The sequence below is a fragment of the Burkholderia torrens genome, assembly GCF_984668525.1.
In genome coordinates, this window is record NZ_OZ480211.1 from 2020860 (window position 1) to 2044557 (window position 23698).

The window sequence follows — 23698 nt, forward strand, 5'->3', positions numbered from 1 at the left end:
ATCGGAACTTCGGAATCGGGCGGGACGAACGGCGGATGCGCCGTCCGGATCAGGTCCCCGGTCAGGTCGCGAGCAGCAGCAGCACGAGCCCGAGCACCATCACGATCAGCCCGCCGATCCGGATATGATGCGGCGGCCGCTCGGCTATTCTACGAAACGTGTCGCGCCAGGCGACGGGAAACACGAAGGGGAACGCCCCCTCGATGATCAACATCAGCGCTACTGCGAGCAACAACGAGCCAGCCAGGTCCATGCGAGCGACGGCGCCGCTCGACGCGGCGCCCCAAGGTCAATGTTTGCGGGGAGCAGGTGCCGCCGGTGCGGCACCGCCCGTCGGGCTGCGCATGAAGCGGAAGAACTCGCTGTCGGGGTCGACGACGATGATGTCGTTGCGCTTGAACGTATTCCGGTAGGCCTGCAGGCTCGCGTAGAACTGATAGAACTGCGGATCGCGGCCGAACGCATCGGCGGCGATCGTCGCGGCCTTGGCGTCGCCTTCGCCCTTGATCGTCTGCGCGGACTTGTAGGCATTCGCGAGCACGGCCTGCTGTTCGCGTTCGGCGTCGGCCTTGATCTGCTCGACGTCCGCCGCACCTTGCGCACGCACCTGCGCTGCCTGATCGCGCAGCGCGCCGATCATCCGTTGATAGACGGCGTCCGTCTGGGCGGCCGGCAGGTCGACACGCGTCAGCTGGACGTCGACCACGTCGACGCCGAAGCCGGACGCCTTTGCCCTGGCCGCATCGCGTGCCGCATCGGCGATCGCGCGCTGGCCGCCCAGGGCGTCGTCAAGCGCGCGCTGGCCGAACGCATCGCCGAGCGCGCTCTTCAGCACGCCGCCCAGGCGTTCGGCGGCCGCCGCCGGGTCGCCGCCCGTTGCCGTGAAATACTTCATCGGATCGCTGATCCGGTACTTCACCGCATACGCGACGAGCAGGTCGTGCTTGTCCTGGGTTGCCAGCTGCAGCGGATCGGACGACTCGAGCGATTGCAGGCGCGTGTCGATCAGCGTCGCCGTCTGCAGCGGCGGCGGCAGCTTGAAGTGGATGCCGGGGCCCGCGAGTTCGGGCTGTGCGCCGTCGCGGCCCGACAGCACGGCCGCGTGGCGCGGATCGACGGTCAGGACCGTCGAGGATGCCGCGAAGGCAACGATCACGATTGCGACGACGAGCGCAATGATTCGGTTCATGTTCTGCGCTCCCCGTTACTTCGTATCGTCTTCGCGCGACCGGCTGCGAAACGCTTCGCGCGATCGCAGCACGTCGACGCCCGACGCCGCGGCGGCTGGCGCCGCGCTTGCGGGCACGGCTGCAGCGGCGGCCGGCGCGACGGCGGCCGGTGCCGACGCCGCATCGGGCACGGACGCGCCGGTGGACGCCGCGGCATTTTGCCGCCCCTGTTCGACGAGCTTGTCGAGCGGCAGATACACGACGCTGTTGCCGCCCTTGTTGCCGACGAATACCTTCGTCGCGTTCGAATAGATTTCCTGCATCGTCTCGAGGTACATCCGCTCGCGGATCACCGCGGGCGCCTTCGAGTACTGCGCGTAGACCTGCTTGAAGCGGTCGGCATCGCCCTCGGCTTGCGTGACCACGCGATCGGCATACGCCTTCGCTTCGTCGACGAGCTTCGCGGCATCGCCCTGCGCCTTCGGCAGCAGGTCGCTTGCATAGGCCTGCGCGGCGCGCTTCGCGGCCTCGCGCTCGTCGCGTGCCTTCGCGACTTCCGCGTAGGCGGCCTGCGTCTGCTCGGGCGCCGCGACGTTCTGCATCGTGACGGCCGTCACTTCGAGCCCCGACTGGTAACGGTCGAGATCGCGCTGGATCGCGCTGGACAGCTGCTCGCGCAGCGCATCACGGTCCTGGTTCAGCATGTCGGCCGCGCTGCGCGTGCCGACGATCGCACGCACCGCCGCCTGCGCGGCCTGCGAGACGCTGCGCTCGGGATCGACGCTGCGGAACAGGTAATCGGTGGCGGAACGGATCCGGTACTGGACGATGAAACGCACGTCGACGATGTCGGCATCGCGCGTCAGCATCGCGGCTTCCTTCACGTTCGCGAGACGCACGACGTTGTTGCGGCCGATCTCGATCGAGCGGACCTGCGACGTATCGACGATCTCGTGCGACGCGAACGGATACGGCGCGCGCCAGTGCACGCCCTGGCCGACCGTGCCCGACAGCTTGCCGAGCTGCAGCACGACGCCCGTCTGGCCGTCCTGCACGACGAACAGCCCGCTGCCCGCGTAGACCGCGACCAGCACGCCGATCACGATGCCGACGCCCACCCGTGCGGCCCGGCCGTTGTCAGGCCGGAAGCCGTTGCCGCCCTTGCCGCCAAACAGGCCGCTCAGGCGCCGGTTGAAGTTGCGCCACATCTCGTCGAGATCGGGCGGACCATCGCCGTCGCCGCCTTGCGGACGCTTCGATTCGTTCGCTCGCGGACGGGATCCGTCTTTGCCATTGCCCTCGCCGCGTCCCCAGCGGGGATCGTTGATCGACAGCAAGGCGCGCATCCGCCGCCAGGTACTCCGCTCGTTGTATTCGTTCACCAGAGTTTGTTCACCAGATAAGACGCCGGCGAACCGGCCGGGACCGGTTAGCGCCCGTGTTCGGAAATCGTGTGGTCTTCGTGTGGTTCAGCGGGTGCGCCGTCGAGCGCGTCGCTGGGTAACGTCGCGCTGGAGAGGTGTTCCGCGGAGGCGATTTCGGCGATGGCGGCACGCAACGTATCAAGACCCTGACCGGTGCGCGCGCTCAAAAAGACGCGCGAAATATTACCATATTCGTCCCGCTCGACCGCGTCGCCGCGGGCCGCCAGCTCGGGCACGGCGTCGATCTTGTTGAACACCAGCACCTGCCGGATCGTGTCCGCGCCAATCTCGTGCAGCACGCCGTTGACCTGCTCGATCTGTTCGAGCCTGACCGCGCTCGACGCATCGACCACGTGCAGCAGCAGATCCGCGTGGATCGTTTCCTCGAGGGTCGCGCGGAATGCCGCGACGAGCTGGTGAGGCAGCTCGCGGATGAAACCGACCGTATCCGACACGACGATCTGGCCGACCTCGTCGCCGAGGTACACACGGCGCGACGTCGTATCGAGCGTGGCGAACAACTGGTCGGCCGCGTAGGCCTGCGCTTTCGTCAGCGCATTGAACAGCGTCGACTTGCCCGCGTTCGTATAGCCGACGAGCGACACCGACATCGTGCCGCTGCGCGCGCGCTGCCGGCGCTGCGTGCTGTGCTGCCGGCGCAGCCGGTCGAGCCGCGACTTCAGCATCTTGATGCGCTCGCCGATCAGCCGGCGGTCGGTTTCGAGCTGCGTTTCGCCGGGGCCGCGCAGGCCGATACCGCCCTTCTGCCGTTCAAGGTGGGTCCACGCACGAATGAGCCGCGTCGACAGGTATTGCAGCTGCGCGAGTTCGACCTGCAGCTTGCCTTCGTGGCTGCGGGCGCGCTGCGCGAAGATGTCGAGGATGAGGCTCGTACGGTCGATCACACGCCTGTTAAGTGCCTGCTCCAGATTGCGTTGCTGGGCCGGCGCGAGCGCGTGATTGAAGATGACGATTTCGACGTTGTGCGCGTCGCACGCAAGCCGCAGTTCTTCGGCTTTGCCGCTGCCGATGAACATCTTGGCATCGGGACTGGAGCGACGACCTGTGAGGGTGACGGCGGGACGGGCCCCCGCGCTGGAGGCGAGAAGACTGAGTTCTTCGAGGCTGGCTTCGAAATCGGTCTTGCCGAAATCGATGCCGACGAGCGCTGCGTTGATCAAATTATCGGGTGTCAAGATAAGGCGGCTGGCATCGGTCGCTCGCGGCGACCGGATGCCGGCCGCTGCGATAGGTTAGGACGTGGTGGCTTCCGCGTCCGGGTGGAAATTCACCGGGCGCGCCGGCACGACCGTCGAGATGGCGTGCTTGTAGACCATCTGGGTCACCGTATTACGGAGCAACACGACGTACTGGTCGAACGATTCAATGTTCCCTTGGAGCTTGATGCCGTTGACGAGGTAGATCGAAACGGGAACGTGCTCTTTGCGCAGTGCGTTCAAAAACGGGTCTTGTAACAATTGCCCTTTGTTGCTCATGGCGTACTCCATCTTTTTTTGCAGGTTGATCTGGATTGGCGAGGAAGAAAAAGAGATCCGGCGCCAATCGCTACACTATAGCTGATTTTGCCTGCCCCGCCCGTGGCGTAGGCCTTGCGGCCTACCCCTTGCGGGACGTGCTTCAGCCCTTGTCCGCGTACGGATTGTTCGACGAACGGAACTCTATGCGCAATGGAGTCCCGGTCAGCGAGAAAGTTTCGCGGAACCGGTTTTCGAGGTAGCGTTTGTAGGTTTCCGTGACCGCGTCGAGCGCGTTGCCGTGGATGACGATCAGCGGCGGATTCTGGCCGCCCTGGTGCGCGTAGCGCAGCTTCGGGCGCACCGGGCCGCGACGGCGCGGCTGCTGGAATTCGACGGCCTCGATCAGCGCGCGCGTGAGCTTCGGCGTCGGCAGCTTCGCCATCGCCGCCGCGTACGCGTCGTCGACCGAGCGCATCAGCGCGCCGATGCCCGTCTTCTTCGCGGCCGAAATGAAGTGCGACTTCGCGAAATCGAGGAACTTCAGCTTGCGGGTCAAATCCGCTTTCGCGCGGTCGCGTGCGTGTTCGTCGAGGCCATCCCACTTGTTGACGCCGATCACGAGCGCACGGCCCTGCTCGACGACGAAGCCGGCGATGTGCGCGTCCTGGTCGGAAATGTCCTGCTGCGCATCCAGCAGAAGAATGACGACATTCGCATCGGAGATCGACTGCAGCGTCTTCACGACCGAGAACTTCTCGATCGCCTCGAACACCTTGCCGCGGCGGCGCAGGCCGGCCGTGTCGATCAGCGTGTATTTCTTGCCGTTACGCTCGAAGTCGACGTAGATCGAATCGCGCGTCGTGCCCGGCATGTCGAACGCGATCACGCGATCTTCGCCGATCAGCGCGTTCACGAGCGTCGACTTGCCGACGTTCGGACGGCCGACGATCGCGATCTTGATGCCGCGCGACGGATCGTTCTCGTCCTCTTCCTCCGGACGGTCGGCGTACGCAACCTCGAGCGCCTCGTTGATCATGTCGGTCACGCCGTCGCCGTGCGCGGCCGAGATCGCGCGCGGGTCGCCGAGCCCGAGTTCGTAGAAGTCGGCTGCGACCGACGTGTACCGCATCCCCTCGGCCTTGTTGACGACGAGGAAGATCGGCCGGCCGGTCTTGCGCAGGTAGTCGGCGATCGACTTGTCCTGCGGCGCGAGCCCGTTACGGCCGTCGACGATGAACACGACGACGTCGGCTTCCTCGACGGCCTGCCGCGTCTGGCGTGCCATCTCGTGCAGGATGCCGTCCTTCGCGACGGGTTCGAAGCCGCCCGTATCGACGACCAGGTACGGCCGTTCGCCGACGCGCCCTTCGCCGTAATGGCGATCGCGCGTCAGGCCCGGCAGGTCGGCGACCAGCGCATCGCGCGAGCGCGTGAGCCGGTTGAACAGCGTGGATTTCCCCACATTGGGGCGCCCAACGAGGGCAATGACCGGTTTCATCTGTGTTTTCTACGGTGAAGCGCAGCAGCGGGAGGCCCGCTGCTGCGGGCGGCTGCGCTGAATGAAAATATCACGAATTCGCGCCGCGCCGGATGCGCGCGCCCGGCGCGCGTTGCGCGCCGTCGTCTTTCGTCTCGAACTGCCTTTCAAATACCGAGCGGCCGGGAGCACCGGCCGCCTTCATGCTGCACGGCCAGGGCGCGCGGGACAAGCCCGCCGCACCGCAGCCGCACGTATTTCTGCGTGTCAGCGCGGACGGAACCCGTACAGGCCGCCATCCTTCGTCTGCACGACGAGCGTGTTGCCCGCGAGGACCGGCGCTGCCGTAATCGCGCTGCCGTCGGTCTTCATCCGTGCGATGAAGCTGCCGTCTTCGCGCGACAGGAAGTGCACGAAGCCCTTGTAATCGCCCATCACGACCGCATGCCCGAGCAGGTACGGCACGCCGACGTCACGGCTCTTCAGCTTGTCGTTGCGCCACAGCTGGTTGCCCGATGCCGCGTCGTACGCCGTCACGACCGACCAGTCGTCGCCGCCGGCGACCACCGAATCGTCCTGCGCAAGACCGCTGCGGCTCGAGAACGCCTTTTCCCACAGCGGGCGGCCCGAGTTCGCATCGAAACAGCCGAGCTGACCCTGGAACGTCACCGCGCACGCTTCCGCACCCACGAGCGTCGGCGGACCGCTGACGTCGTTGATGCGCTCGACCTCGGTCACGCCCTTCGGGAACGACACCGGAGTCTGCCAGAACGGCTCGCCCGTCTGCAGGTTGATCGCGACGAGACCGCCGCCGGGGAAGCCCGCCAGCACCGCCGCGTCACCCGCGAACGTCATGCCGGCCGACACGCGCAGGTTCAGCGGCACCGCGCGGTTGCGGTAGTTCCACTTCTGCTCGCCCGTCTGTGCGTTGAACGCGATCACCTGGCCGTCGATCGTGCGGACGATCACGAGACCGTTGCCGACGAGCGGCGGCGAAAAGATCTCGCCCTGCACGCTGGTCTTCCACAGCTGCTTGCCGTCCGGGCCCAGCACGAACACGCCGCCCTTCAGCGCACCGACCGCAGTCAGGTTGCCGTCACTGCCGACACCGGCCGACAGGTCCGAACCGACCTTCGAACGCCAAAGCGTCTGGCCCGTCTTCGCGTCGATCTTCTCGACCGAACCGTTTTCGCCCGCCGCATAGACGGCGTCGCCCACGGCCACCGGCGAGAACAGGTAGCGCCCGCCCTTGCCGACGCTCGCCTTCCAGACCTGTTGCACGTCCATGACGGGCTTGAACTCGGTCAGCGGCGTCGGCACGCGACGCGCGTCCTTCGACGACGAGCAAGCCGCCAATGCGAGGACAGCCGCCGCGCAGGCAACGGGCACAGCGTAACGTTTCAGCAAATTCATCGGTTAGCGAAGCAGAAGTTAAGAGGTTGAGGGGACCGCGGTTCAGCCGCCGAGCGCGTCCAGCTTGAACTGCACGAGCTGGCGCGCAGACTGGTCGTCCTTCGACAGGCCGTCGAGCGCGAGCTTGTATGCAGCACGCGCATCGTCGGTCTTGCCTTGCGCGGCCAGCAGATCGCCGCGGCGATCGGCCACGAGGCCCTTGAATGCGTCGACCGGCGTACCCGACAGCAGCGTGAGGCCCGCGTCGTACGCCTTTTCGTCGAGCAGCAGCGACGCGAGACGCAGCTTCGCGATCTGCTTGTACTCGTCGTCCTTGGCGTGATCGACGGCCCATTGCAGCTGCGCCTTCGCGCCTGCCGCGTCGCCGGCCGCGTACAGCGTCTTCGCGGCCGCGAGCGCCGTCATCTGCGCATACGGCGTGCTGCCGAACTTGTCTTCCATGTCGGCGGCCGCACGGGCCATCGTCGCCTTGTCGTTCGCGGCGGCGGCCTTCTGGACCTGCTCGTACAGCCCGGACGCCTCGGCCGCCTGACGGCGCTGCCAGTAGTTCCAGCCGTTGAAACCGGCCGCGACGACGAGCGCCGCGAGCACGATCCACGTAGTGAGGTTGCCCCAGCGGGCCCACCACGCCTTGAGACTTTCAATCGATTCTTGTTCGTCGTGATAACTCATCGGCGAGCGATTCCTTCCTGTTCAAGCCTTTCTTGTCGAGCGAATGCCAGCGCGATCAGTCGTCGCCGTCTTCGGCGGATGCAACCATCGCATTGATTAGGAATTCGGTCAAGCTTTCGACCGGTACGGTCTGCTGAACGTTCTTTTCCCCGTCCGTGCCCGCACCGCGCAGCGCTTTCACGCCCACCGTGCCGTTCGCGACCTCTTCTTCGCCGAAGATCACCGCAAACGCAGCGCCGCTCGCGTCGGCCCGCTTCATCTGCGACTTGAAGCTTGCCGTCGCGCCGTCGGCGCTGCAGTGAAAGATCACGTCGAGGCCCGTATCGCGCAGGCGCTCGGCCGCGATGAACGCCTGTTCGCGCGCGGTCTCGCCCTGGTGCACGACGTACACGTCGACGCCTTCCTGCTCGGGCGCGAGATCCTCCTCCTTCAGCAGCTCGAGAATGCGCTCGATGCCCATCGCCCAGCCGCACGCCGCGGTCGGCTTGCCGCCGAGCTGCTCGATCAGCGGATCGTAGCGGCCGCCGGCTGCAACCGTGCCCTGCGCGCCGAGCTTGTCGGTCACCCACTCGAACACGGTCAGGTTGTAGTAATCGAGGCCGCGCACGAGACGCGGGTTGATCTTGAACGGGATGTTGTTCGCGAGCAGCAGGCGCTGCAGCCCTTCGAAGTGCGCGCGCGATTCGTCGCCGAGGAAGTCGATCAGCTTCGGTGCGTTCTGCGCGATCTCCTGCAGCGCGGGGTTCTTCGTGTCGAGCACGCGCAGCGGGTTCGTATACAGACGGCGCTTGGCGTCCTCGTCGAGCACGTCGGCGAACTGTTCGAGATACTTGATCAGTTCGACACGGTGCGCGGCGCGCTCTTCAGCGAGGCCGAGCGAGTTGATCTCGAGCTTGATACCGGTCAGGCCGAGGTCGTCCCACAGGCGCTGGCACATCATGATGATCTCGGCGTCCGCATCGGGGCCCGCAAAGCCGAGCGCCTCGACGCCGACCTGGTGGAACTGGCGATAGCGGCCGCGCTGCGGACGCTCGTGACGGAACATCGGGCCGATGTACCACAGGCGCTTCGGGCCGTCGTACAGCATGTTGTGCTCGATCGACGCACGCACGACGGCCGCGGTGTTTTCCGGGCGCATCGTCAGGTTCTCGCCGTTCAGCGCGTCGGTGAAGCTGTACATCTCCTTCTCGACGATGTCCGTGACTTCGCCGATGCCGCGCGTGAAGAGCTGCGTGTGTTCGACGATCGGCGTGCGGATGTTCTGGTAGCCGTACGCGCGCAGCAGCGATTTCACGGTAGCTTCGAAGAATTCCCACAGGCCGGCATCCTGCGGAAGGATGTCGTTCATGCCTTTGACGCCGGTGAGCTTCTCGATCTTGCGTTTCTGTTCAGTCATCGTTCTGTGTATGGACGAATTAGTTCAGGGCCTCGGTGCGGCCGTAATTGCGTGCGACGTAGTCGCTGACGATCTGCTGGAATTCCTCGGCGATCCGCTCGCCGCGCAGCGTCTTGACCTTCTCGCCGTCGATGAAGACGGGCGCGGCCGGGTTCTCGCCCGAACCCGGCAGGCTGATGCCGATGTTCGCGTGCTTCGATTCGCCCGGGCCGTTGACGATGCAGCCCATCACCGCGACGTTCATCTTCTCGACACCCGGATATTCCTTGCGCCAGACCGGCATCTGCTCGCGCAGGTAGGTCTGGATCTGCATCGCGAGTTCCTGGAACAGCGTGCTCGTCGTGCGGCCGCAGCCCGGGCACGCGATCACCATCGGCGCGAACGAGCGCAGGCCCATCGTCTGCAGGATTTCCTGGCCGACGATCACCTCGCCGGTGCGCGGCGCGCCCGGTTCCGGCGTCAGCGAGATGCGGATCGTGTCGCCGATCCCTTCCTGCAGCAGCACGCCGAGCGCGGCCGTCGACGCGACGATGCCCTTCGAGCCCATGCCGGCCTCGGTCAGCCCGAGGTGCAGCGCGAAGCCGCAGCGGCGGCCGAGCTCGCGGTACACGGCGATCAGGTCCTGCACGCCGCTGACCTTGCACGACAGCACGATGCGGTCGCGGCCGAGACCGAGTTCGACCGCACGTTCGGCCGAGCCGATCGCCGACTGGATCAGTGCCTCGTACATCACGCTTTGCGCGCCCCACGGCTGCGCACGCGCACCGTTCTCGTCCATCATGCGCGCGAGCAGGTCCTGGTCGAGACTGCCCCAGTTCACGCCGATTCGCACGGCCTTGTCGTACTTGGCCGCGGCCTCGATCATCAGCGCGAACTGCGTGTCGCGCTTCGCGCCCTGGCCGACGTTGCCGGGGTTGATCCGGTATTTCGACAGCGCCTCCGCGCAGCCCGGGTAATCGCGCAGCAGCAGGTGGCCGTTGTAATGGAAATCGCCGACGAGCGGCACGGTCACGCCCATCCGGTCGAGCTGCTCGCGGATCGCCGGCACGGCGGCCGCGGCCTCGGGCGTGTTGACCGTGATGCGCACCAGTTCGGAGCCCGCATTCGCGAGTTCCTTGATCTGGATCGCCGTGCCGATCGCGTCGGCCGTGTCGGTATTCGTCATCGACTGCACGCGCACCGGCGCGTCGCCGCCGATCGTCACGAGCTGCCCGCCCCAGCGGACATCCACCGCATGCGATACGCGGCGCGGCTGATGCCCGCCGAACACCGGCTCGGTTGAACAAATCTGACTGCTGCGTGGGGATTGAGCTTCGGATTGCATCGATAGATCCATTTACGCGGAATGCGCCGCGGCGCGGCGCATGAATTGAAAAAGCGCCGTGCCCTCACGGCCTGCCGATATCGACGACAGGCCTTCGTCACGGCGCTTGACGTCAGGGCAACGTGAACCGTGCCACATTACCCCGCGCTGCCGAATATTTTGCCGGATCGACAGGTTTTCCGTCGAACGCGACTGCGTCGAGGCCTGCCTTGTTGCCGATCGTGACCTTGAACGGCCCGTCGCCGGCCACCTGCTTCGTCTCGCCAGCCCGCACCAGCGCCGAGAACAGCTCCTTGCCATTCTTGTCGCGCACGCTGAACCAGCAATCCTGCTTGACCTTCAGTTCGACCATCGACTGGCCTGCCGCCACCACGACGCTCGCCGGCTGGGCCGGCGCGGCGGCGCTTGCCGCCGTCGTGGCCACGACCGGCTGCGATGCAGCGGCCGTCGCGACCGGCGCCACGGGCGCCGGGACCGTGGATGCAATCGCCTGCGCCGGGGCCGCCGATGCCGCTGCGGGGGCCGGAACCTCATTGGCGGCGACAGTCGACGCGCCGCTCGCGGCTGCTTCCTCGACAGACGCCGACGACGCAGCCGGCGCACTCGCCGCCGACGCGTGCTCCGCGTCGTTGCCCTTGAAGCGCGCGAGCAGGCTCGACGAATCGCCGCCAGTGTGCCACATCAGTACGGCGACCACCGCGACGACGACGATGGCTGTTCCCCACAGCCACGGGTGGTGACGCGACGAACCGCCCAGCGGAATCGACACGCGGCCGCGCGGCAGATCCGTGCCCGACGACGCGGGCATCGACAGGTCGACTTCCGGCACTCCGCGCTCACGGCGCAACGCCTGCGCGAACGGTTCCGGATCGACGCCGAGCATCTTCGCGTAGCTGCGCACGACACCGAGCGCGAACGTCACACCGGGCAAATGGCTGATGTCGCCGGCCTCGAGCGCCCGGAGCTTCTGCGGTGCGACCTTGAGTCGCGCCGACACGTCGTCGACCGACCAGCCTTTCGTCTCCCGAAGCTGCGCCAGCCGGCTGCCGACCGCAGCCAGCGATTCCAGTCCCGCCGGTGCCGGTTTCGCGGCATTCGTCTCTGCGCCGTTTGTCGGCTGCGGCTCACTCATCCTTGTCCTCGCGTCGATTCTTCTTCACTGGCGAGCGCCTCCGGCTCCCGCCGGCCGGCACCCGCAACTGTCCATACCATGCGCGGCGCCAAGGCGCCGCGACCGATCGCTATTCGCGTGCTGCACCGCCAAAGGGTTCGGGCGTCCCCGGCCAGGTGCCCCCGTCAAACTGCCCGAACTTCGATGATTTTTCCTGCTGCGCCCGTTCGTTCCGCCAGGCGCGTGCGGTCCTTCACCGCGCCGGCCAGCTGGCCGCACGCGGCATCGATGTCGTCGCCGCGCGTCTTGCGCACGGTCGTGACGACACCCGCGTCGATGAGGACCTGGGCGAAGCGCTTGATCTGCTCGGGCTTCGAGCGGATGAGGCCCGATTCCGGAAACGGATTGAACGGGATCAGATTGAACTTGCACGGCACGTCGCGCGTGACGGCCAGCAGTTCGCGCGCATGCGCTTCGGTGTCGTTGACGCCGTCCAGCATGCAGTATTCGAAAGTAATGAAGTCGCGCGGCGCGACTTTCAGATAGCGCTGGCATGCAGCCATCAGCTCGCGAAGCGGATACTTCTTGTTGAGCGGCACCAGCTCGTCGCGCAGCGCGTCGTTCGGCGCGTGCAGCGAAACGGCCAGCGCGACCGGCAACTCGGCACCGAGGCGGTCCATCATCGGCACCACGCCGGACGTAGACAGCGTGACGCGACGGCGCGACAGGCCGTACGCGTTGTCGTCGAGCATCAGCCGCATCGCGGGCACGACCGCACTGTAATTCAGGAGCGGCTCGCCCATGCCCATCATCACCACGTTGGTGACGACCCGTTCGGCCTTGCCGTTCGGGCCGGGCGCACGGCCCAGCGACGCTCGCAACGCAAATTCGGCCATGCGGAGCTGGCCGATGATTTCGGCTGTCGACAGGTTGCGGGAAAAACCCTGCTTGCCCGTCGAGCAGAAACGGCAGTTGACCGCACATCCGGCCTGCGACGACACGCACAGCGTGCCGCGCGTCTCTTCCGGGATGAACACGGTTTCGACCGCATTGCCGTTTCCGACGTCGATCAGCCACTTGCGCGTGCCGTCGGTGGAAACGTGATCGCTGGCGATATCGGGCATCACGATCGACGCACGGCCCTTGAGCTTTTCTCTCAGGGACTTCGCGAGATCGGTCATGCCGTCGAAATCGCCGGCGTTGTACTGGTGGATCCAGCGCTGCAACTGCTTGGCGCGGAACGGCTTCTCGCCAAGGCTGCCGCAGTACGCGACAAGACCCTCGGCATCGAAGTCGAGAAGATTGACGGAAGTTTCGCTCGTCATGATGTGCTGCCTTGCCGCGTGCGCTGAATCCTGCCTACTTGCTGTCAGCCAGGGCTTAACGCGAGTAAACGTTCATTTCCGGGAAGAAGAACGCGACTTCGACCGCTGCCGTTTCTGCAGCGTCCGAGCCGTGCACCGCGTTCGCGTCGATGCTGTCGGCGAAATCGGCGCGGATCGTGCCCTTTTCCGCCTTCTTCGGATCCGTCGCGCCCATCAGGTCGCGGTTCTTCAGGATCGCGCCTTCACCTTCCAGAACCTGGATCATCACCGGGCCCGAGATCATGAAATCGACGAGATCCTTGAAGAACGGACGTGCTGCGTGAACCGCGTAGAACTTCTCTGCGTCGGCACGCGACAGGTGCGCCATGCGCGAAGCGACGATCTTCAGGCCGGCGCCTTCGAAACGGCTGTAGATCTGGCCGATCACGTTCTTTGCCACCGCATCCGGCTTGATGATCGACAGGGTGCGCTCGATTGCCATAAAAACTCCAAAAAATTAAGAAGTTACAGGTTCAAATGAATCCGCTATTGTAGCACGATCCCGTGTATCATTGCGATTGAACCCTTACACACGTGAAAGGTTCAGAATCCCTATGTTTTGTGCCGCCCGGCCATTGAAACCTCCGGGCACGGAACGTATCTTAGCCATAGCTGCTCCGGTTTGCTGCGCCGCACACCGCGTGTGCCGAACCGGCCCCGGACGCCCACGCGTTCAATGTTAGGAGAAACCATGAACGACTATCCGTACAATTTCGGCCGCGGCGGTTCCGTCAGCACCGCCGAGGTTCGCAACCGCGTGCTGCGGAACACGTACTGGCTGCTCGCGCTGTCGATGGTGCCGACCGTGCTCGGCGCCTGGGTCGGCGTCGCGACGGGCTTCTCGCTGTTCGCGGCCACGAGCCCGATGATGAGCCTGCTCGCCTTCTTCGCGATCGCGTTCGGCTTCATGTTCGCGATCGAGCGGACGAAGAACAGCGCGGCCGGCGTGTTCGTGCTGCTCGGCTTCACGTTCTTCATGGGCCTGATGCTGTCGCGGCTGCTGAGCTTCATCCTCGGCTTCTCCAACGGCCCGTCGCTGATCATGCTCGCGTTCGGCGGCACCGGCATCATCTTCGCCGCGATGGCGACGATCGCCACCGTCAGCAAGCGCGACTTCTCGGGTCTCGGCAAGTGGCTGTTCATGGGCGTGATCGTGATCCTGCTCGCGTCGGTCGCGAACATCTTCCTGCAGCTGCCGGCGCTGATGCTTACCGTGTCGGTGCTCGCGATCGCGATCTTCTCGGCCTACATGCTGTTCGACGTCCAGCGCGTCGTGAACGGCGGCGAGACGAACTACATCTCGGCCACGCTCGCGATCTACCTCGACCTGTACAACGTGTTCACGAACCTGCTTGCCCTGCTCGGCATCTTCGGCGGCAACCGCAACTGACGTTCACGGCGCATCATGAAAAAACCGGCCCGCGGGCCGGTTTTTTTACGTCCGCCGCCCGGCTCAGTCGCGCTCGAACAGCGCGATCGATTCGACGTGCGACGTATTCGGGAACATGTTGACGACACCGGCGCCCTTCAGCCGGTAGCCGGCCTCGTGCACGAGCAGGCCCGCGTCGCGTGCGAGCGTCGACGGGTTGCACGACACGTAGACGATCCGCTTCGGCAGCGGGCCTTCGCCGCTCTGCGCGATCTCGGCCAGCGCCTTCGACACCGCGAGCGCGCCTTCGCGCGGCGGGTCGATCAGGAACTTGTCGAAGGCGCCAAGCGCGCGGAGGTCGTCGCCCGTCACCTCGAACAGGTTCCGGCACGCGAACGTCGTGTGGCCGTCGACACCGTTTTCGCGCGCATTCGCCAACGCGCGCGTCGTCAGCGTGTCGCTGCCCTCGATGCCCATCACTTCGCGCGACAGCCGCGCGAGCGGCAGCGTGAAGTTGCCGATCCCGCAGAACAGGTCGAGCACGCGGTCGTCGCGCGACGGCGCGAGCAGGCGCAGCGCGCGCCCCACCAGCACGCGGTTGATCTGGTGGTTGACCTGCGTGAAGTCGGTCGGCTTGAACGGCATGCGGATGCCGAATTCCGGCAGCGTATAGTCGAGCGACACGTCGAGCGGATAGAACGGCGTCACCGTGTCCGGGCCCTTCGGCTGCAGCCAGAACTGCACCTTGTGCTCGTCGGCGAACGCGCGCAGCAGCGCTTCGTCGTCCGCGTTGATCGGCTCCAGCACGCGCAACACGAGCGCGGTGACTTCCGAACCGACCGCCAGCTCGATCTGCGGCATCCGGTCACGGATCGACAGCCCCTCGACAAGCCGGCGCAGCGGCACGAGCATCGCCGACACGTGCGGCGGCAGCACTTCGCAGCTCGTCATGTCGGCGACATAGCTGCTCTTCTTCTCGTGGAAGCCGACCAGCACGCCGCCCTTCTTCGCCACGTTGCGCACGGTCAGGCGCGCACGATAGCGATAGCCCCACGACGGGCCGTGGATCGGCGCGAACATCGTTTCCGCGCGCAGCTTCGCCAGGTGCCACAGGTTGTCCTCGAGCACGCGCTGCTTGACGGCCACCTGCGCGCGCATGTCGAGGTGCTGCATCGAGCAGCCGCCGCAGGTCCCGAAGAACTTGCATTTCGGCCGCGTGCGCATCACGCTCGGGCGCAGAATGTCGACAACCGTCGCCTGCTCGTAGCTCGGCTTGCGGCGGTAGCTCGAATAGGTCACGCGTTCGCCCGGCAGCGCGCCTTCGACGAAGATGACCTTGCCCGGCTCGCCGTCCTCGGTGATCGTGCGGCCGACACCGCGCGCTTCCATGTCGAGCGATTCGATCTCGAGAACCGGGGCGGGCCCGGGCGCGACGGGCGCATTTTTCGATTTGCGCGCAGAAGTGGGGACGGCTTCGGACACCAGCTTTTCCTGACAAACGTTGAAGAAGGCGAGATTGTAGACGACGCAGGCCCGTATCGCCTGCTTTGGATGGCGCAACCGTCGATACTTGATGATGGACGGCCCCGCGTGGAGTCGAAACGGCTGCGCAGCCCGCTCACGCGGCCGACTGCCTCGCAAGGCCGCGGAACGCGTCGGGGCCAGCCTGAAGCCCGACGTCCATCCGTCAGGAGATTCGACCATGCGACTGATCGACTGGAATATTCAATGGGGTCGGGACGCGGACGGCGTCGTCGACCTGTCCCGCACCGTCTCGACGATCCGGCGGCTCGGTGATTTCGACGTGCTGTGCCTGCAGGAGGTCACGCGCGGCTTCGGCGCGCTGCCCGGCCGCCCCGGCCCCGACCAGTTCGCCGAACTCGCGGCGCTGCTGCCCGGCTACACGATCGTCGAAGCGATCGGCACCGACCTGCCGGCGATCGAACGGGGCGCACCGCGCCGCCAGTTCGGCAATGCGATCGCGACGCGGCTGCCGGTCGGACGCGTACTGCGCCAGCTGCTGCCATGGCCGGCCGACGCCGGTGCGCCGTCGATGCCGCGCGTCGCGCTCGACGTCGAACTGCTGGCACCCTTCGGCCCGCTGCGCGTCGCGACCACCCATCTGGAATATTACTCGGCGCGCCAGCGGCTCGCGCAGGTCGATGCACTGCGCGACCGCCATCGCGAGGCCTGCGCGCACGCGGAACGGCCGGCGCCCGCCGAGACGACCGAGGGACCGTTCAGCGCGACCGGCCAGCCGCGCGATGCGATCGCCTGCGGCGACTTCAACAGTGCGTTCGACAGCGACGCATACCGGCGCTTCCTGGCCCCGATCGCGGACGCGCCTCGCTTCGCCGACGCGTGGGTCGCACAACACCCGGGCCGCACGCCGCCACCGACAGCCGGCGTCTACGATACGGTGCAATGGTCAGAAGGGCCGCTCGCGTGCGACTTCGTGTTCGTGACCGAGACGCTGCTGCCGCGCGTCATGCATTGCGAGATCGACGGCGACGTGCGCGCATCCGATCACCAGCCGGTGCTGCTCGAACTGGCATGATCGCGCCGGTTGCGGCGCGGGCCGCCCGTGCTACGCGTCAAAGCCGGCCAGGTATTCGGCCCAGTGCGGCGCCGGCTCCAGCGCGAGCGCGTTCTTCACGATCAGGATCTCGTCCGCGTACTCGCTCGGCGTCAGGCCGCCGCGCATCAACTGGAACCGGCAGTACAGCAGGTAGGTGTTGACGACGTCGGTTTCGCAATAGTTGCGGATTTCGTCGATCCGGCCATCCCGGAACGCCGGCCACACCTGGCTGCCGTCCATCCCGAGCTTGCCCGGGAAGCCGCACAGCTTCGCCAGCGCGTCGAGCGGCGCGTTCGCGCGCGCCTGATACATCGCGAGCACGTCCATCAGGTCGGTATGCCGCGAGTGATAGCGCGAGATGTAGTTGTTCCACTTGAATTCGCGGTCGTCCTCGCCGAGATCCCAGTAGCGGGTCGCGGGGATGCCGTGCACGAGCGCGCGGTAATGCAGCACCGGCAGATCGAAGCCGCCGCCGTTCCACGACACGAGCTGCGGCGTGTATTTCTCGATCACGCGATAGAACGACTGGATCAGCGTCGCTTCGTTGTCCTGCGGCGTGCCGAGCGAACGCACGCGAAAACCGCTGTTGTCGCGGAACACGCACGAGATCGCCGCGATCCGCTGCAGGTGATGCGGCAGGAAATCGCTGCCGGTCTTCTCGCGGCGCGCGGCGAACGCATGTTCGGCCACCGCGGCATCGTCGAGCGTCGCGGGCAGGTCTTCCAGACGGCGAATGCCGTCGACATCGGGAATCGTCTCGATGTCAAAAACGAGAATCGGTGTCATCAGTTACAGAACGGCGTCCTTGCGCACGCCGTTGGAGGCAAAGAACCGCTTGAGGCGCACCAGCGCTTCCTGCTGGATCTGCCGCACGCGCTCGCGCGTGAGCCCCATCTCGTCGGCGAGCTCCTCGAGCGTCGCCGGTTCGATGTGGTTCAGGCCGAAGCGGCGCTCGATCACGTGCCGATGCTTGTCGGACAGCCGCGACAGCCACGCGCGCGTCAACGTTTCGAGCTCGCGGTGCTGCACCTCGGCGTCGGGCGACTGGCTCTGGTCGTCGGGCAGCAGGTCGAGCAGGCTGCTCGCGGGATCGAGGTCGAGCGGCGCGTCGAGCGACGCCGTGTGCTCGTTGAGCGCGAGGATGTCGGTGACTTCCTCGGCGGTCTTGCCGGTGAGATAGGCGATGTCGTCGATGCTGGCTTCGCGGCGCTCGGCCGCCTCGCCCGTCGACATCGAATTCTTTTCGAGGTGGCGCTTCGCGCGCAACACCTGGTTCAGTTCGCGGATCACGTGCACGGGCAGGCGCACCGTGCGGGCCTGGTTCATGATCGCCCGCTCGATGCTCTGCCGGATCCACCATGTCGCATAGGTCGAGAAACGGAACCCGCGCGTCGGGTCGAACTTCTCGATCGCGTGCATCAGGCCGAGGTTGCCTTCCTCGATCAGGTCGAGCAGCGGCACGCCGCGGTTCAGATACCCCTTCGCGATACTGACGACGAGACGCAGGTTGCGCTCGATCATCACCTGCCGCGCCTCGAATTCGCCAGCCTTCGCCAGCCGGGAATAGCGCTGCTCCTCCTCGACGGTCAGCAACGGCTTCACGCTGATTCGGTTCAGGTAATGCTGGATCGTGTCGGCCGTGAGCTCGGCCTGCAGTATCGTGCGGAAATCGTCGACGTCGGGCGCCGCTTCCGAGCGGCCTTCGCGCTCGTCGTCGCCACCGTCCGCCTCCGAGTCGCGTGCCTCGATATCGCGTTCGTTGTCCGCGATATCGTCCTCGTCGTCCGTCGAAGCACCCGTTCGCCCCACCGATGCTTGCGTGGCACGACTGATCTTCTCAGATTCGGCTTGCGGCTCGTGGCGCTTCGATTTCGGCATGGTCGTCTCGGTTATTGAGGCGGCAAATACTTCAGCGGATCGACAGGCTTACCCTGCCGGCGAACCTCGAAATGCAGCATCACGCGGTCGGCATCGCTGTTACCCATCTCGGCGATCTTCTGCCCCTTCGTTACCGCGTCCCCCTCTTTTACCATCAAAGCGCGATTGTGTGCATACGCCGTGAGGTAAGTTGCATCGTGTTTGATGATAATGAGGTTGCCGTAGCCGCGCAGGCCGTTACCGGAATAGACGACGCGACCGTCAGCCGCCGCCTTCACCGTTTCGCCGGCCGTGCCGCCGATGTTGACACCCTTGTTCTTCGCGTCGTCGAACCCGTTCAGCACAGGGCCGCGCGCGGGCCAGGCGAACGTCACGGGGCCGCTCGGCGCGGCAGCCGTATCGCTCGATGCGGCTGCCGTGGCAGGCGGCGTCGCGCTCGACGACGACGTACCGGCAGCCGGCGTTGCAGGGCCGCTGCTGAGCGGCGCGGTCGCAACGGCGGCGCCCGCGATCGGCGCGGCGGCCTGCGTACCCGCGACGGCGGCACCGGCCTGCGGCGAAACGCGCAGCAGCTGGTCGACTTCGATCTGATTCGGGTTCGCCAGATTGTTCCACGCCGCGATGTCGCGATAGTTCTGCCCGTTCTCGAGTGCGATCCGGTACAGCGTGTCGCCCGGCTTCACCCGGTAGTAACCCGGCGGCGCCGGCGGCAGCGGCGCTGCGGGCTGCGCGGTACCGGTCGTGCCGAGCGAGCCGGAGCGATCGACGACAGGCGCGTTGTCGAGCCGCGTCGCACAGGCGGCCAGTAGCGTGGAGAACGCAGCCACACAGATCGCGCGCTGGGCGAGCGTGAGCGGTTCCCTGGATCGGTTGTTTTGCATCGCGCGCAACATACTCATCGGTTTCAAATCACTCCGGATTTTAAAGGGACAAAGAAAACGCGATCAAGCCGTGACTCTCGCCATTGCGCGTGCGCGACGCGCTCGACGAGCGTGAGCACCTGGTGCTGCCCGCTCTGCGCGCCGACCGGCGCGACGAGCCGCCCGCCGATCGCGAGCTGCTCGAGCAGCGCCTGCGGCACGTCGAGCCCCGCCGCCGCGATCACGATCGCGTCGAACGGGGCCGCGGACGGCAGGCCGATACGCCCGTCGCCGTAGTGCAGACGGATGTTCGGCACGCGCAGCGGCCGCAGGTTCAGCTTCGCGCGCTCATAGAGCGGCTTGATGCGTTCAATCGAATACACGTCGCGTGCCACGTGGCTCAGCACGGCGGCCTGATAGCCGCAACCCGTGCCGATCTCGAGGACGCGCTCGAGTGTGCGGCCGGCCATCGCGAGCTCGATCATGCGCGCGACAACCGACGGCTTGGAAATGGTTTGCTGGTGGCCGATCGGCAGCGCCGAATCCTCGTAGGCCTGCGTCGCGAGCCCCGGATCCACGAACAGGTGGCGCGGCACCGCGGCCATCGCGTCCAGCACGCGCGCGTCGGTCACGCCGTTCGCGCGCAGTCGTTCGACCATCCGCTCGCGCACGCGTTCCGACGTGAGCGCGAACGCGCCGGCCGGCGCGACGCTCGGCGCGGCCGGTTTCGGCATCGCGGGCTTCAGTGCGGTTGGCTTCGGCGCGGTCGCGGGCTTCGCGGCGCCGCTGCCGGATAGCGGCGCACGCACGACGGCCGGCTTCACCGCAACCGGTTTCAGCACGGCAGCGGGCTTGTCGGCAGCCTTCGACACCGCGACCGCCGCATGGCGTTCACCGGCCCGGCCTTCCGATTTGCGTGGCGCTCGCTTGAGATCTTCGAGCGCGAGCGGGAACCGCTTCGCGCGCTCGCCGCTCATGAAGCCCGCCCTCCGGCGCGCGCCCATTCGCGCGTCGCGGGCAGCATCTGCGTATGCGTGAGGTCGAGCTGCAGCGGCGTGATCGACACGAAACCGTTTGCGACGGCGTGGAAATCGGTGCCGTCGCTCGCGTCGAGCGCCGCGCCCGTCGCGCCGATCCAGTAGATCGGCTCGCCGCGCGGGTCGGTCTGGCGAATCACCGGCTGTGACGGATGGCGCTTGCCGAGCCGCGTGACCTTCCAGCCCTTCAGCTCGTCGTACGGCAGGTTCGGAATATTGACATTCAGCAGCGGGTTGCCCGGCAGCGGATGCGCGAGGTAGTGCTCGACGATCTCCGCGGCGACGCGCGCGGCGTCCGCCAGATGGGCCCAGCCCTTGTCGGCCAGCGAGAATGCGATGGCTGGCACGCCGAACATGATGCCTTCGGTGGCGGCCGCAACTGTCCCTGAATAGAGCGTGTCTTCGCCCATGTTCTGGCCGTTGTTGATCCCGGAAACGACGAGATCCGGCTTCGCATCGGCCATCCCCGTCAACGCGACGTGCACCGAATCGGTCGGTGTGCCGTTCACGTAGAAGAAACCCGTACCCGCCGCACGCTGCACCGACAGCGGCCGCGACAGCGTGAGGGAATTCGACGCGCCGCTGCAGTTCTGCTCGGGCGCGATCACCGTGAGCTCGCCCAGCGGCTGCAGCGCTTCGCTGAGCGCGGCGAGACCGGGGGCGAGATAGCCGTCGTCGTTGCTGAGTAGGATTCGCATCCGGCGATTGTAACCGAGGAAAGATGGCGCGAGAGCGACAGTCCGGCGGGCGCGGACGCACGCGTGCGCGCAGGTGCGCACGGTGCGCCGCCGCATGGCGCGGCGGCCTTCTGCACACTCGGGAAAACGCCATGCCGCCCCGGGTTTTCCACGTCGAAAGCGGCCCCGTCGGCGGATGCCTGCGTCGCGGACCTGGCGCGAAGCGACAGGTCCGCGAGCGCTTCCCTCAGATGGCGCCCGCTTCGCGCAGCGCGGCGATCGCCTGCGCGTCATAGCCGAGGCCGCGCAGCACCTCGTCCGTATGCTCGCCGAGTTCGGGCCCGAGCCAGCGCGTTTCGCCCGGCGTGTCCGACAGCTTCGGCGTGATGTTCGGCAGCGGAATGTCGGTACCGTCGGCCAGCTTGAAACGCTGGATCATCTGCCGGGCGACAAACTGCGGATCGGTGAACATGTCGGCGGCGCTGTAGATGCGCCCGGCCGGCACGTCGGCCGCATTGAGCACGACCAGCGCCTCGTCGATCGTGCGCGGTGCAAGCCATGCGGCGATCGCGTCGTCGATCTCCTGCGTCCGCGGTACGCGCCCGTCGTTTTGTGCGAGCGCGGGATCGTCGGCGAGGTCGTCGCGCTCGATCGCCTTCATCAGCCGCTTGAAGATCGGGTCGCTGTTGCCGCCGATCACGATGCTGCCGTCGCGGCACGCATAGGTATTCGACGGCACGATACCCGGCAGCGACGCGCCGGTGCGCTCGCGCACCATCCCGTACACGCCATATTCGGGCACCACGCTTTCCATCATGTTGAAGACGGCTTCATACAGTGCAACGTCGACCACCTGCCCTGCACCGCCGTTGACCTTGCGGTGATGCAGCGCCATCAGCGCGCCGATCACGCCGTGCAGCGCGGCGATCGAGTCGCCGATCGAGATGCCGATGCGCGGCGGCGGCAGATCGGGATAGCCGGTGATGTGGCGCAGCCCGCCCATCGATTCGGCGATCGCACCGAAGCCGGGCCGGTCGCGATACGGGCCCGTCTGACCGTAGCCGGACAGGCGCACCATCACGAGACCCGGGTTGTCGGCCGACAGCACGTCGTAGCCGAGCCCGAGCTTCTCGAGCAGGCCGGGACGGAAGTTCTCGATCACGATGTCGGCCTCGCTCGCGAGCTGCCGTGCGATCGCCTTGCCGGCGTCGGCTTTCAGGTTCAGCGTGACCGATTTCTTGTTGCGCGCCTGGACGGACCACCACAGCGACGTGCCGCCCTGCTCCGGGTGGAGCTTGCGCCACTTGCGCAGCGGGTCGCCGCCGTTCGGATCCTCGATCTTGATCACTTCCGCGCCGAATTCGGCGAACAGCCGCGACGCGAACGGCCCCGCGATCAGCGTTCCGAATTCGAGCACTTTGACGCCCGCGAGCGGGCCCTGGCTGGTGCTCATGTGTCTCCCTGGCATGAGGAACGGCGCCGCCGAGAGGCGGCGCCCGGCTTACATCGTGCGGCGATCGAGCATCGCGCGGGCGATGGTGCCCGCGTCGACGTATTCGAGTTCGCCGCCCACCGGCACGCCGCGCGCGAGGCGCGTGACCGCCAGGCCGCGCGCCTTCAGCGTCTGGCCGAGGTAATGCGCGGTGGCTTCGCCCTCGTTCGTGAAGTTGGTCGCGAGCACGACCTCCTTGACGACACCGTCGGACGCGCGCCGCACGAGCCGGTCGAAATGGATTTCCTTCGGGCCGATCCCGTCGAGCGGGCTCAGTCGCCCCATCAACACGAAATACAGCCCGCGATACGTCATCGTCTGCTCGAGCATGATCTGGTCGGCAGGCGTTTCGACGACGCACAGCAGCGTCGGATCACGCTCCTCGTCGCTGCAGACCTCGCAGATCTGCGCTTCGGTGAACGTGTTGCACTTTTCGCAGTGCTGCAGGTGCTCGGTCGCGAACAGCAGCGACCGGCCAAGCCGCTCCGCGCCCTCGCGGTCGTGCTGCATCAGGTGGACCGCCATGCGCTGCGCGGATTTTGGCCCGACGCCGGGCAGCACGCGCAACGCTTCGACGAGAGCGGACAGGGCGGACGGCTGTTTCATACGGCGGCAAACAGTGGCAAGGACGCTGCGCTCAGAACGGCAGCTTGAAGCCCGGGGGCAGCGGCAGGCCCGAGGTCATGCCGCTCATCTTTTCCTGCGACGTCGCCTCCGCCTTGCGCACGGCGTCGTTGAACGCTGCGGCGACGAGATCCTCGAGCATGTCCTTGTCGTCCGCGAGCAGGCTCGGGTCGATCGCGACGCGGCGCACTTCGTTGCGGCACGTCATCGTCACCTTGACGAGGCCGGCGCCCGACTGCCCTTCGACTTCGATCAGCGCAAGCTGCTCCTGCATCTTCTTCATGTTTTCCTGCATTTGCTGCGCTTGCTTCATCAGTCCGGCGAGGTTGCCTTTCAACATGGGAATACTCCTTCT

Annotated in this window: 24 protein-coding genes; 2 read left to right on the forward strand and 22 right to left on the reverse strand. The window is 66.4% G+C overall.

Annotated features, from left to right (window positions below; translation table 11 throughout):
- Positions 1–61 precede the first annotated feature (61 nt).
- The 13 genes from AC5LXX_RS09240 to ndk all read right to left on the reverse strand — a co-directional run bounded on the left by AC5LXX_RS09240 (position 62) and on the right by ndk (position 13270).
- Positions 62–253: a DUF2065 domain-containing protein gene (locus tag AC5LXX_RS09240; RefSeq protein WP_006478685.1), complete on the reverse strand. Its 192-nt coding sequence runs from the start codon at positions 251–253 to the stop codon at positions 62–64.
- 36 nt (positions 254–289) lie between these two features.
- Positions 290–1189: a protease modulator HflC gene (hflC, locus tag AC5LXX_RS09245; protein ID WP_493409295.1), complete on the reverse strand. Its 900-nt coding sequence runs from the start codon at positions 1187–1189 to the stop codon at positions 290–292.
- A gap of 15 nt (positions 1190–1204) precedes the next feature.
- Positions 1205–2551: an FtsH protease activity modulator HflK gene (gene hflK, locus AC5LXX_RS09250; protein ID WP_124450240.1), complete on the reverse strand. Its 1347-nt coding sequence runs from the start codon at positions 2549–2551 to the stop codon at positions 1205–1207.
- A gap of 47 nt (positions 2552–2598) precedes the next feature.
- Positions 2599–3774: a GTPase HflX gene (hflX, locus tag AC5LXX_RS09255; RefSeq protein ID WP_493411111.1), complete on the reverse strand. Its 1176-nt coding sequence runs from the start codon at positions 3772–3774 to the stop codon at positions 2599–2601.
- Between the two features lie 72 nt (positions 3775–3846).
- Positions 3847–4089 carry an RNA chaperone Hfq gene (gene hfq, locus AC5LXX_RS09260; RefSeq protein WP_006754897.1) on the reverse strand — a complete coding sequence of 81 codons (243 nt, stop codon included), beginning with the start codon at positions 4087–4089 and terminating at the stop codon, positions 3847–3849.
- 142 nt (positions 4090–4231) lie between these two features.
- Positions 4232–5569: a ribosome biogenesis GTPase Der gene (gene der, locus AC5LXX_RS09265; protein ID WP_493409296.1), complete on the reverse strand. Its 1338-nt coding sequence runs from the start codon at positions 5567–5569 to the stop codon at positions 4232–4234.
- A gap of 246 nt (positions 5570–5815) precedes the next feature.
- Positions 5816–6961: an outer membrane protein assembly factor BamB gene (gene bamB, locus AC5LXX_RS09270; protein ID WP_124450244.1), complete on the reverse strand. Its 1146-nt coding sequence runs from the start codon at positions 6959–6961 to the stop codon at positions 5816–5818.
- A gap of 42 nt (positions 6962–7003) precedes the next feature.
- Positions 7004–7633, reverse strand: a complete 630-nt coding sequence (locus tag AC5LXX_RS09275; protein WP_124450247.1) for a tetratricopeptide repeat protein — start codon at positions 7631–7633, stop codon at positions 7004–7006.
- A 55-nt stretch (positions 7634–7688) separates the two neighbouring features.
- Positions 7689–9029, reverse strand: coding sequence for a histidine--tRNA ligase (hisS, locus tag AC5LXX_RS09280; protein ID WP_493409297.1), 1341 nt, complete (start codon positions 9027–9029; stop codon positions 7689–7691).
- A gap of 19 nt (positions 9030–9048) precedes the next feature.
- Positions 9049–10353: a flavodoxin-dependent (E)-4-hydroxy-3-methylbut-2-enyl-diphosphate synthase gene (gene ispG / locus AC5LXX_RS09285; RefSeq protein ID WP_012363994.1), complete on the reverse strand. Its 1305-nt coding sequence runs from the start codon at positions 10351–10353 to the stop codon at positions 9049–9051.
- 112 nt (positions 10354–10465) lie between these two features.
- Positions 10466–11485, reverse strand: a complete 1020-nt coding sequence (locus tag AC5LXX_RS09290; RefSeq protein ID WP_493409298.1) for a helix-turn-helix domain-containing protein — start codon at positions 11483–11485, stop codon at positions 10466–10468.
- Between the two features lie 164 nt (positions 11486–11649).
- The gene (gene rlmN / locus AC5LXX_RS09295) at positions 11650–12789 is read right to left on the reverse strand and encodes a dual-specificity RNA methyltransferase RlmN (RefSeq protein ID WP_011549686.1); all 1140 of its coding nucleotides are present in this window, start codon (positions 12787–12789) and stop codon (positions 11650–11652) included.
- Positions 12790–12844: 55 nt separating this feature from the next.
- Positions 12845–13270, reverse strand: a complete 426-nt coding sequence (ndk, locus tag AC5LXX_RS09300; protein ID WP_011352265.1) for a nucleoside-diphosphate kinase — start codon at positions 13268–13270, stop codon at positions 12845–12847.
- A gap of 249 nt (positions 13271–13519) precedes the next feature.
- On the opposite strand from ndk, the gene AC5LXX_RS09305 reads away from it, so the two are divergent.
- Complete coding sequence (locus AC5LXX_RS09305; protein ID WP_006761414.1) at positions 13520–14218, forward strand: Bax inhibitor-1/YccA family protein; 699 nt, start codon at positions 13520–13522, stop codon at positions 14216–14218.
- Positions 14219–14281: 63 nt separating this feature from the next.
- Here the strand turns inward: AC5LXX_RS09305 and rlmD are convergent, their stop codons facing one another.
- Positions 14282–15736, reverse strand: coding sequence for a 23S rRNA (uracil(1939)-C(5))-methyltransferase RlmD (gene rlmD / locus AC5LXX_RS09310; RefSeq protein ID WP_493411112.1), 1455 nt, complete (start codon positions 15734–15736; stop codon positions 14282–14284).
- A gap of 163 nt (positions 15737–15899) precedes the next feature.
- Here rlmD and AC5LXX_RS09315 point away from each other — a divergent pair, with 163 nt between their 5' ends.
- On the forward strand, positions 15900–16754 hold the full coding sequence (locus AC5LXX_RS09315) for an endonuclease/exonuclease/phosphatase family protein (protein ID WP_493409299.1): 855 nt from the start codon (positions 15900–15902) through the stop codon (positions 16752–16754).
- Between the two features lie 30 nt (positions 16755–16784).
- Here AC5LXX_RS09315 and AC5LXX_RS09320 read toward each other — a convergent pair whose 3' ends face one another.
- The 8 genes from AC5LXX_RS09320 to AC5LXX_RS09355 form a co-directional block, all read right to left on the reverse strand.
- Positions 16785–17561, reverse strand: coding sequence for a 3'-5' exonuclease (locus AC5LXX_RS09320; RefSeq protein WP_493400856.1), 777 nt, complete (start codon positions 17559–17561; stop codon positions 16785–16787).
- Between the two features lie 3 nt (positions 17562–17564).
- A complete protein-coding gene (gene rpoS / locus AC5LXX_RS09325; RefSeq protein ID WP_493409300.1) occupies positions 17565–18653 on the reverse strand; it encodes an RNA polymerase sigma factor RpoS in 1089 nt (362 codons plus the stop codon).
- An 11-nt stretch (positions 18654–18664) separates the two neighbouring features.
- Positions 18665–19552 carry a peptidoglycan DD-metalloendopeptidase family protein gene (locus AC5LXX_RS09330; RefSeq protein WP_493409301.1) on the reverse strand — a complete coding sequence of 296 codons (888 nt, stop codon included), beginning with the start codon at positions 19550–19552 and terminating at the stop codon, positions 18665–18667.
- Positions 19553–19557: 5 nt separating this feature from the next.
- Positions 19558–20490: a protein-L-isoaspartate(D-aspartate) O-methyltransferase gene (locus AC5LXX_RS09335; protein WP_493409302.1), complete on the reverse strand. Its 933-nt coding sequence runs from the start codon at positions 20488–20490 to the stop codon at positions 19558–19560.
- The gene (gene surE, locus AC5LXX_RS09340; RefSeq protein ID WP_322083791.1) at positions 20487–21248 is read right to left on the reverse strand and encodes a 5'/3'-nucleotidase SurE; all 762 of its coding nucleotides are present in this window, start codon (positions 21246–21248) and stop codon (positions 20487–20489) included. Before surE ends, AC5LXX_RS09335 begins: the two co-directional genes overlap by 4 nt.
- 226 nt (positions 21249–21474) lie before the next feature.
- Positions 21475–22680, reverse strand: a complete 1206-nt coding sequence (locus tag AC5LXX_RS09345; RefSeq protein WP_006496407.1) for a CaiB/BaiF CoA transferase family protein — start codon at positions 22678–22680, stop codon at positions 21475–21477.
- A 48-nt stretch (positions 22681–22728) separates the two neighbouring features.
- A complete protein-coding gene (recR, locus tag AC5LXX_RS09350) occupies positions 22729–23325 on the reverse strand; it encodes a recombination mediator RecR (RefSeq protein ID WP_006478665.1) in 597 nt (198 codons plus the stop codon).
- Between the two features lie 31 nt (positions 23326–23356).
- Positions 23357–23683 carry a YbaB/EbfC family nucleoid-associated protein gene (locus AC5LXX_RS09355; protein WP_014896896.1) on the reverse strand — a complete coding sequence of 109 codons (327 nt, stop codon included), beginning with the start codon at positions 23681–23683 and terminating at the stop codon, positions 23357–23359.
- Positions 23684–23698: the final 15 nt, after the last annotated feature.

Bases quoted from the DNA above. Each gene is read 5' to 3' on its own strand.
- AC5LXX_RS09240 (WP_006478685.1), bottom strand. From the start codon at position 253: ATGGACCTGGCTGGCTCGTTGTTGCTCGCAGTAGCGCTGATGTTGATC.
- hflC (WP_493409295.1), bottom strand. From the start codon at position 1,189: ATGAACCGAATCATTGCGCTCGTCGTCGCAATCGTGATCGTTGCCTTC.
- hfq (WP_006754897.1), bottom strand. From the start codon at position 4,089: ATGAGCAACAAAGGGCAATTGTTACAAGACCCGTTTTTGAACGCACTG.
- der (WP_493409296.1), bottom strand. From the start codon at position 5,569: ATGAAACCGGTCATTGCCCTCGTTGGGCGCCCCAATGTGGGGAAATCC.
- bamB (WP_124450244.1), bottom strand. From the start codon at position 6,961: ATGAATTTGCTGAAACGTTACGCTGTGCCCGTTGCCTGCGCGGCGGCT.
- AC5LXX_RS09275 (WP_124450247.1), bottom strand. From the start codon at position 7,633: ATGAGTTATCACGACGAACAAGAATCGATTGAAAGTCTCAAGGCGTGG.
- hisS (WP_493409297.1), bottom strand. From the start codon at position 9,029: ATGACTGAACAGAAACGCAAGATCGAGAAGCTCACCGGCGTCAAAGGC.
- ispG (WP_012363994.1), bottom strand. From the start codon at position 10,353: ATGCAATCCGAAGCTCAATCCCCACGCAGCAGTCAGATTTGTTCAACC.
- AC5LXX_RS09290 (WP_493409298.1), bottom strand. From the start codon at position 11,485: ATGAGTGAGCCGCAGCCGACAAACGGCGCAGAGACGAATGCCGCGAAA.
- rlmN (WP_011549686.1), bottom strand. From the start codon at position 12,789: ATGACGAGCGAAACTTCCGTCAATCTTCTCGACTTCGATGCCGAGGGT.
- ndk (WP_011352265.1), bottom strand. From the start codon at position 13,270: ATGGCAATCGAGCGCACCCTGTCGATCATCAAGCCGGATGCGGTGGCA.
- AC5LXX_RS09305 (WP_006761414.1), top strand. From the start codon at position 13,520: ATGAACGACTATCCGTACAATTTCGGCCGCGGCGGTTCCGTCAGCACC.
- AC5LXX_RS09315 (WP_493409299.1), top strand. From the start codon at position 15,900: ATGCGACTGATCGACTGGAATATTCAATGGGGTCGGGACGCGGACGGC.
- AC5LXX_RS09320 (WP_493400856.1), bottom strand. From the start codon at position 17,561: ATGACACCGATTCTCGTTTTTGACATCGAGACGATTCCCGATGTCGAC.
- rpoS (WP_493409300.1), bottom strand. From the start codon at position 18,653: ATGCCGAAATCGAAGCGCCACGAGCCGCAAGCCGAATCTGAGAAGATC.
- AC5LXX_RS09330 (WP_493409301.1), bottom strand. From the start codon at position 19,552: ATGAGTATGTTGCGCGCGATGCAAAACAACCGATCCAGGGAACCGCTC.
- AC5LXX_RS09335 (WP_493409302.1), bottom strand. From the start codon at position 20,490: ATGAGCGGCGAGCGCGCGAAGCGGTTCCCGCTCGCGCTCGAAGATCTC.
- surE (WP_322083791.1), bottom strand. From the start codon at position 21,248: ATGCGAATCCTACTCAGCAACGACGACGGCTATCTCGCCCCCGGTCTC.
- AC5LXX_RS09345 (WP_006496407.1), bottom strand. From the start codon at position 22,680: ATGAGCACCAGCCAGGGCCCGCTCGCGGGCGTCAAAGTGCTCGAATTC.
- recR (WP_006478665.1), bottom strand. From the start codon at position 23,325: ATGAAACAGCCGTCCGCCCTGTCCGCTCTCGTCGAAGCGTTGCGCGTG.
- AC5LXX_RS09355 (WP_014896896.1), bottom strand. From the start codon at position 23,683: ATGTTGAAAGGCAACCTCGCCGGACTGATGAAGCAAGCGCAGCAAATG.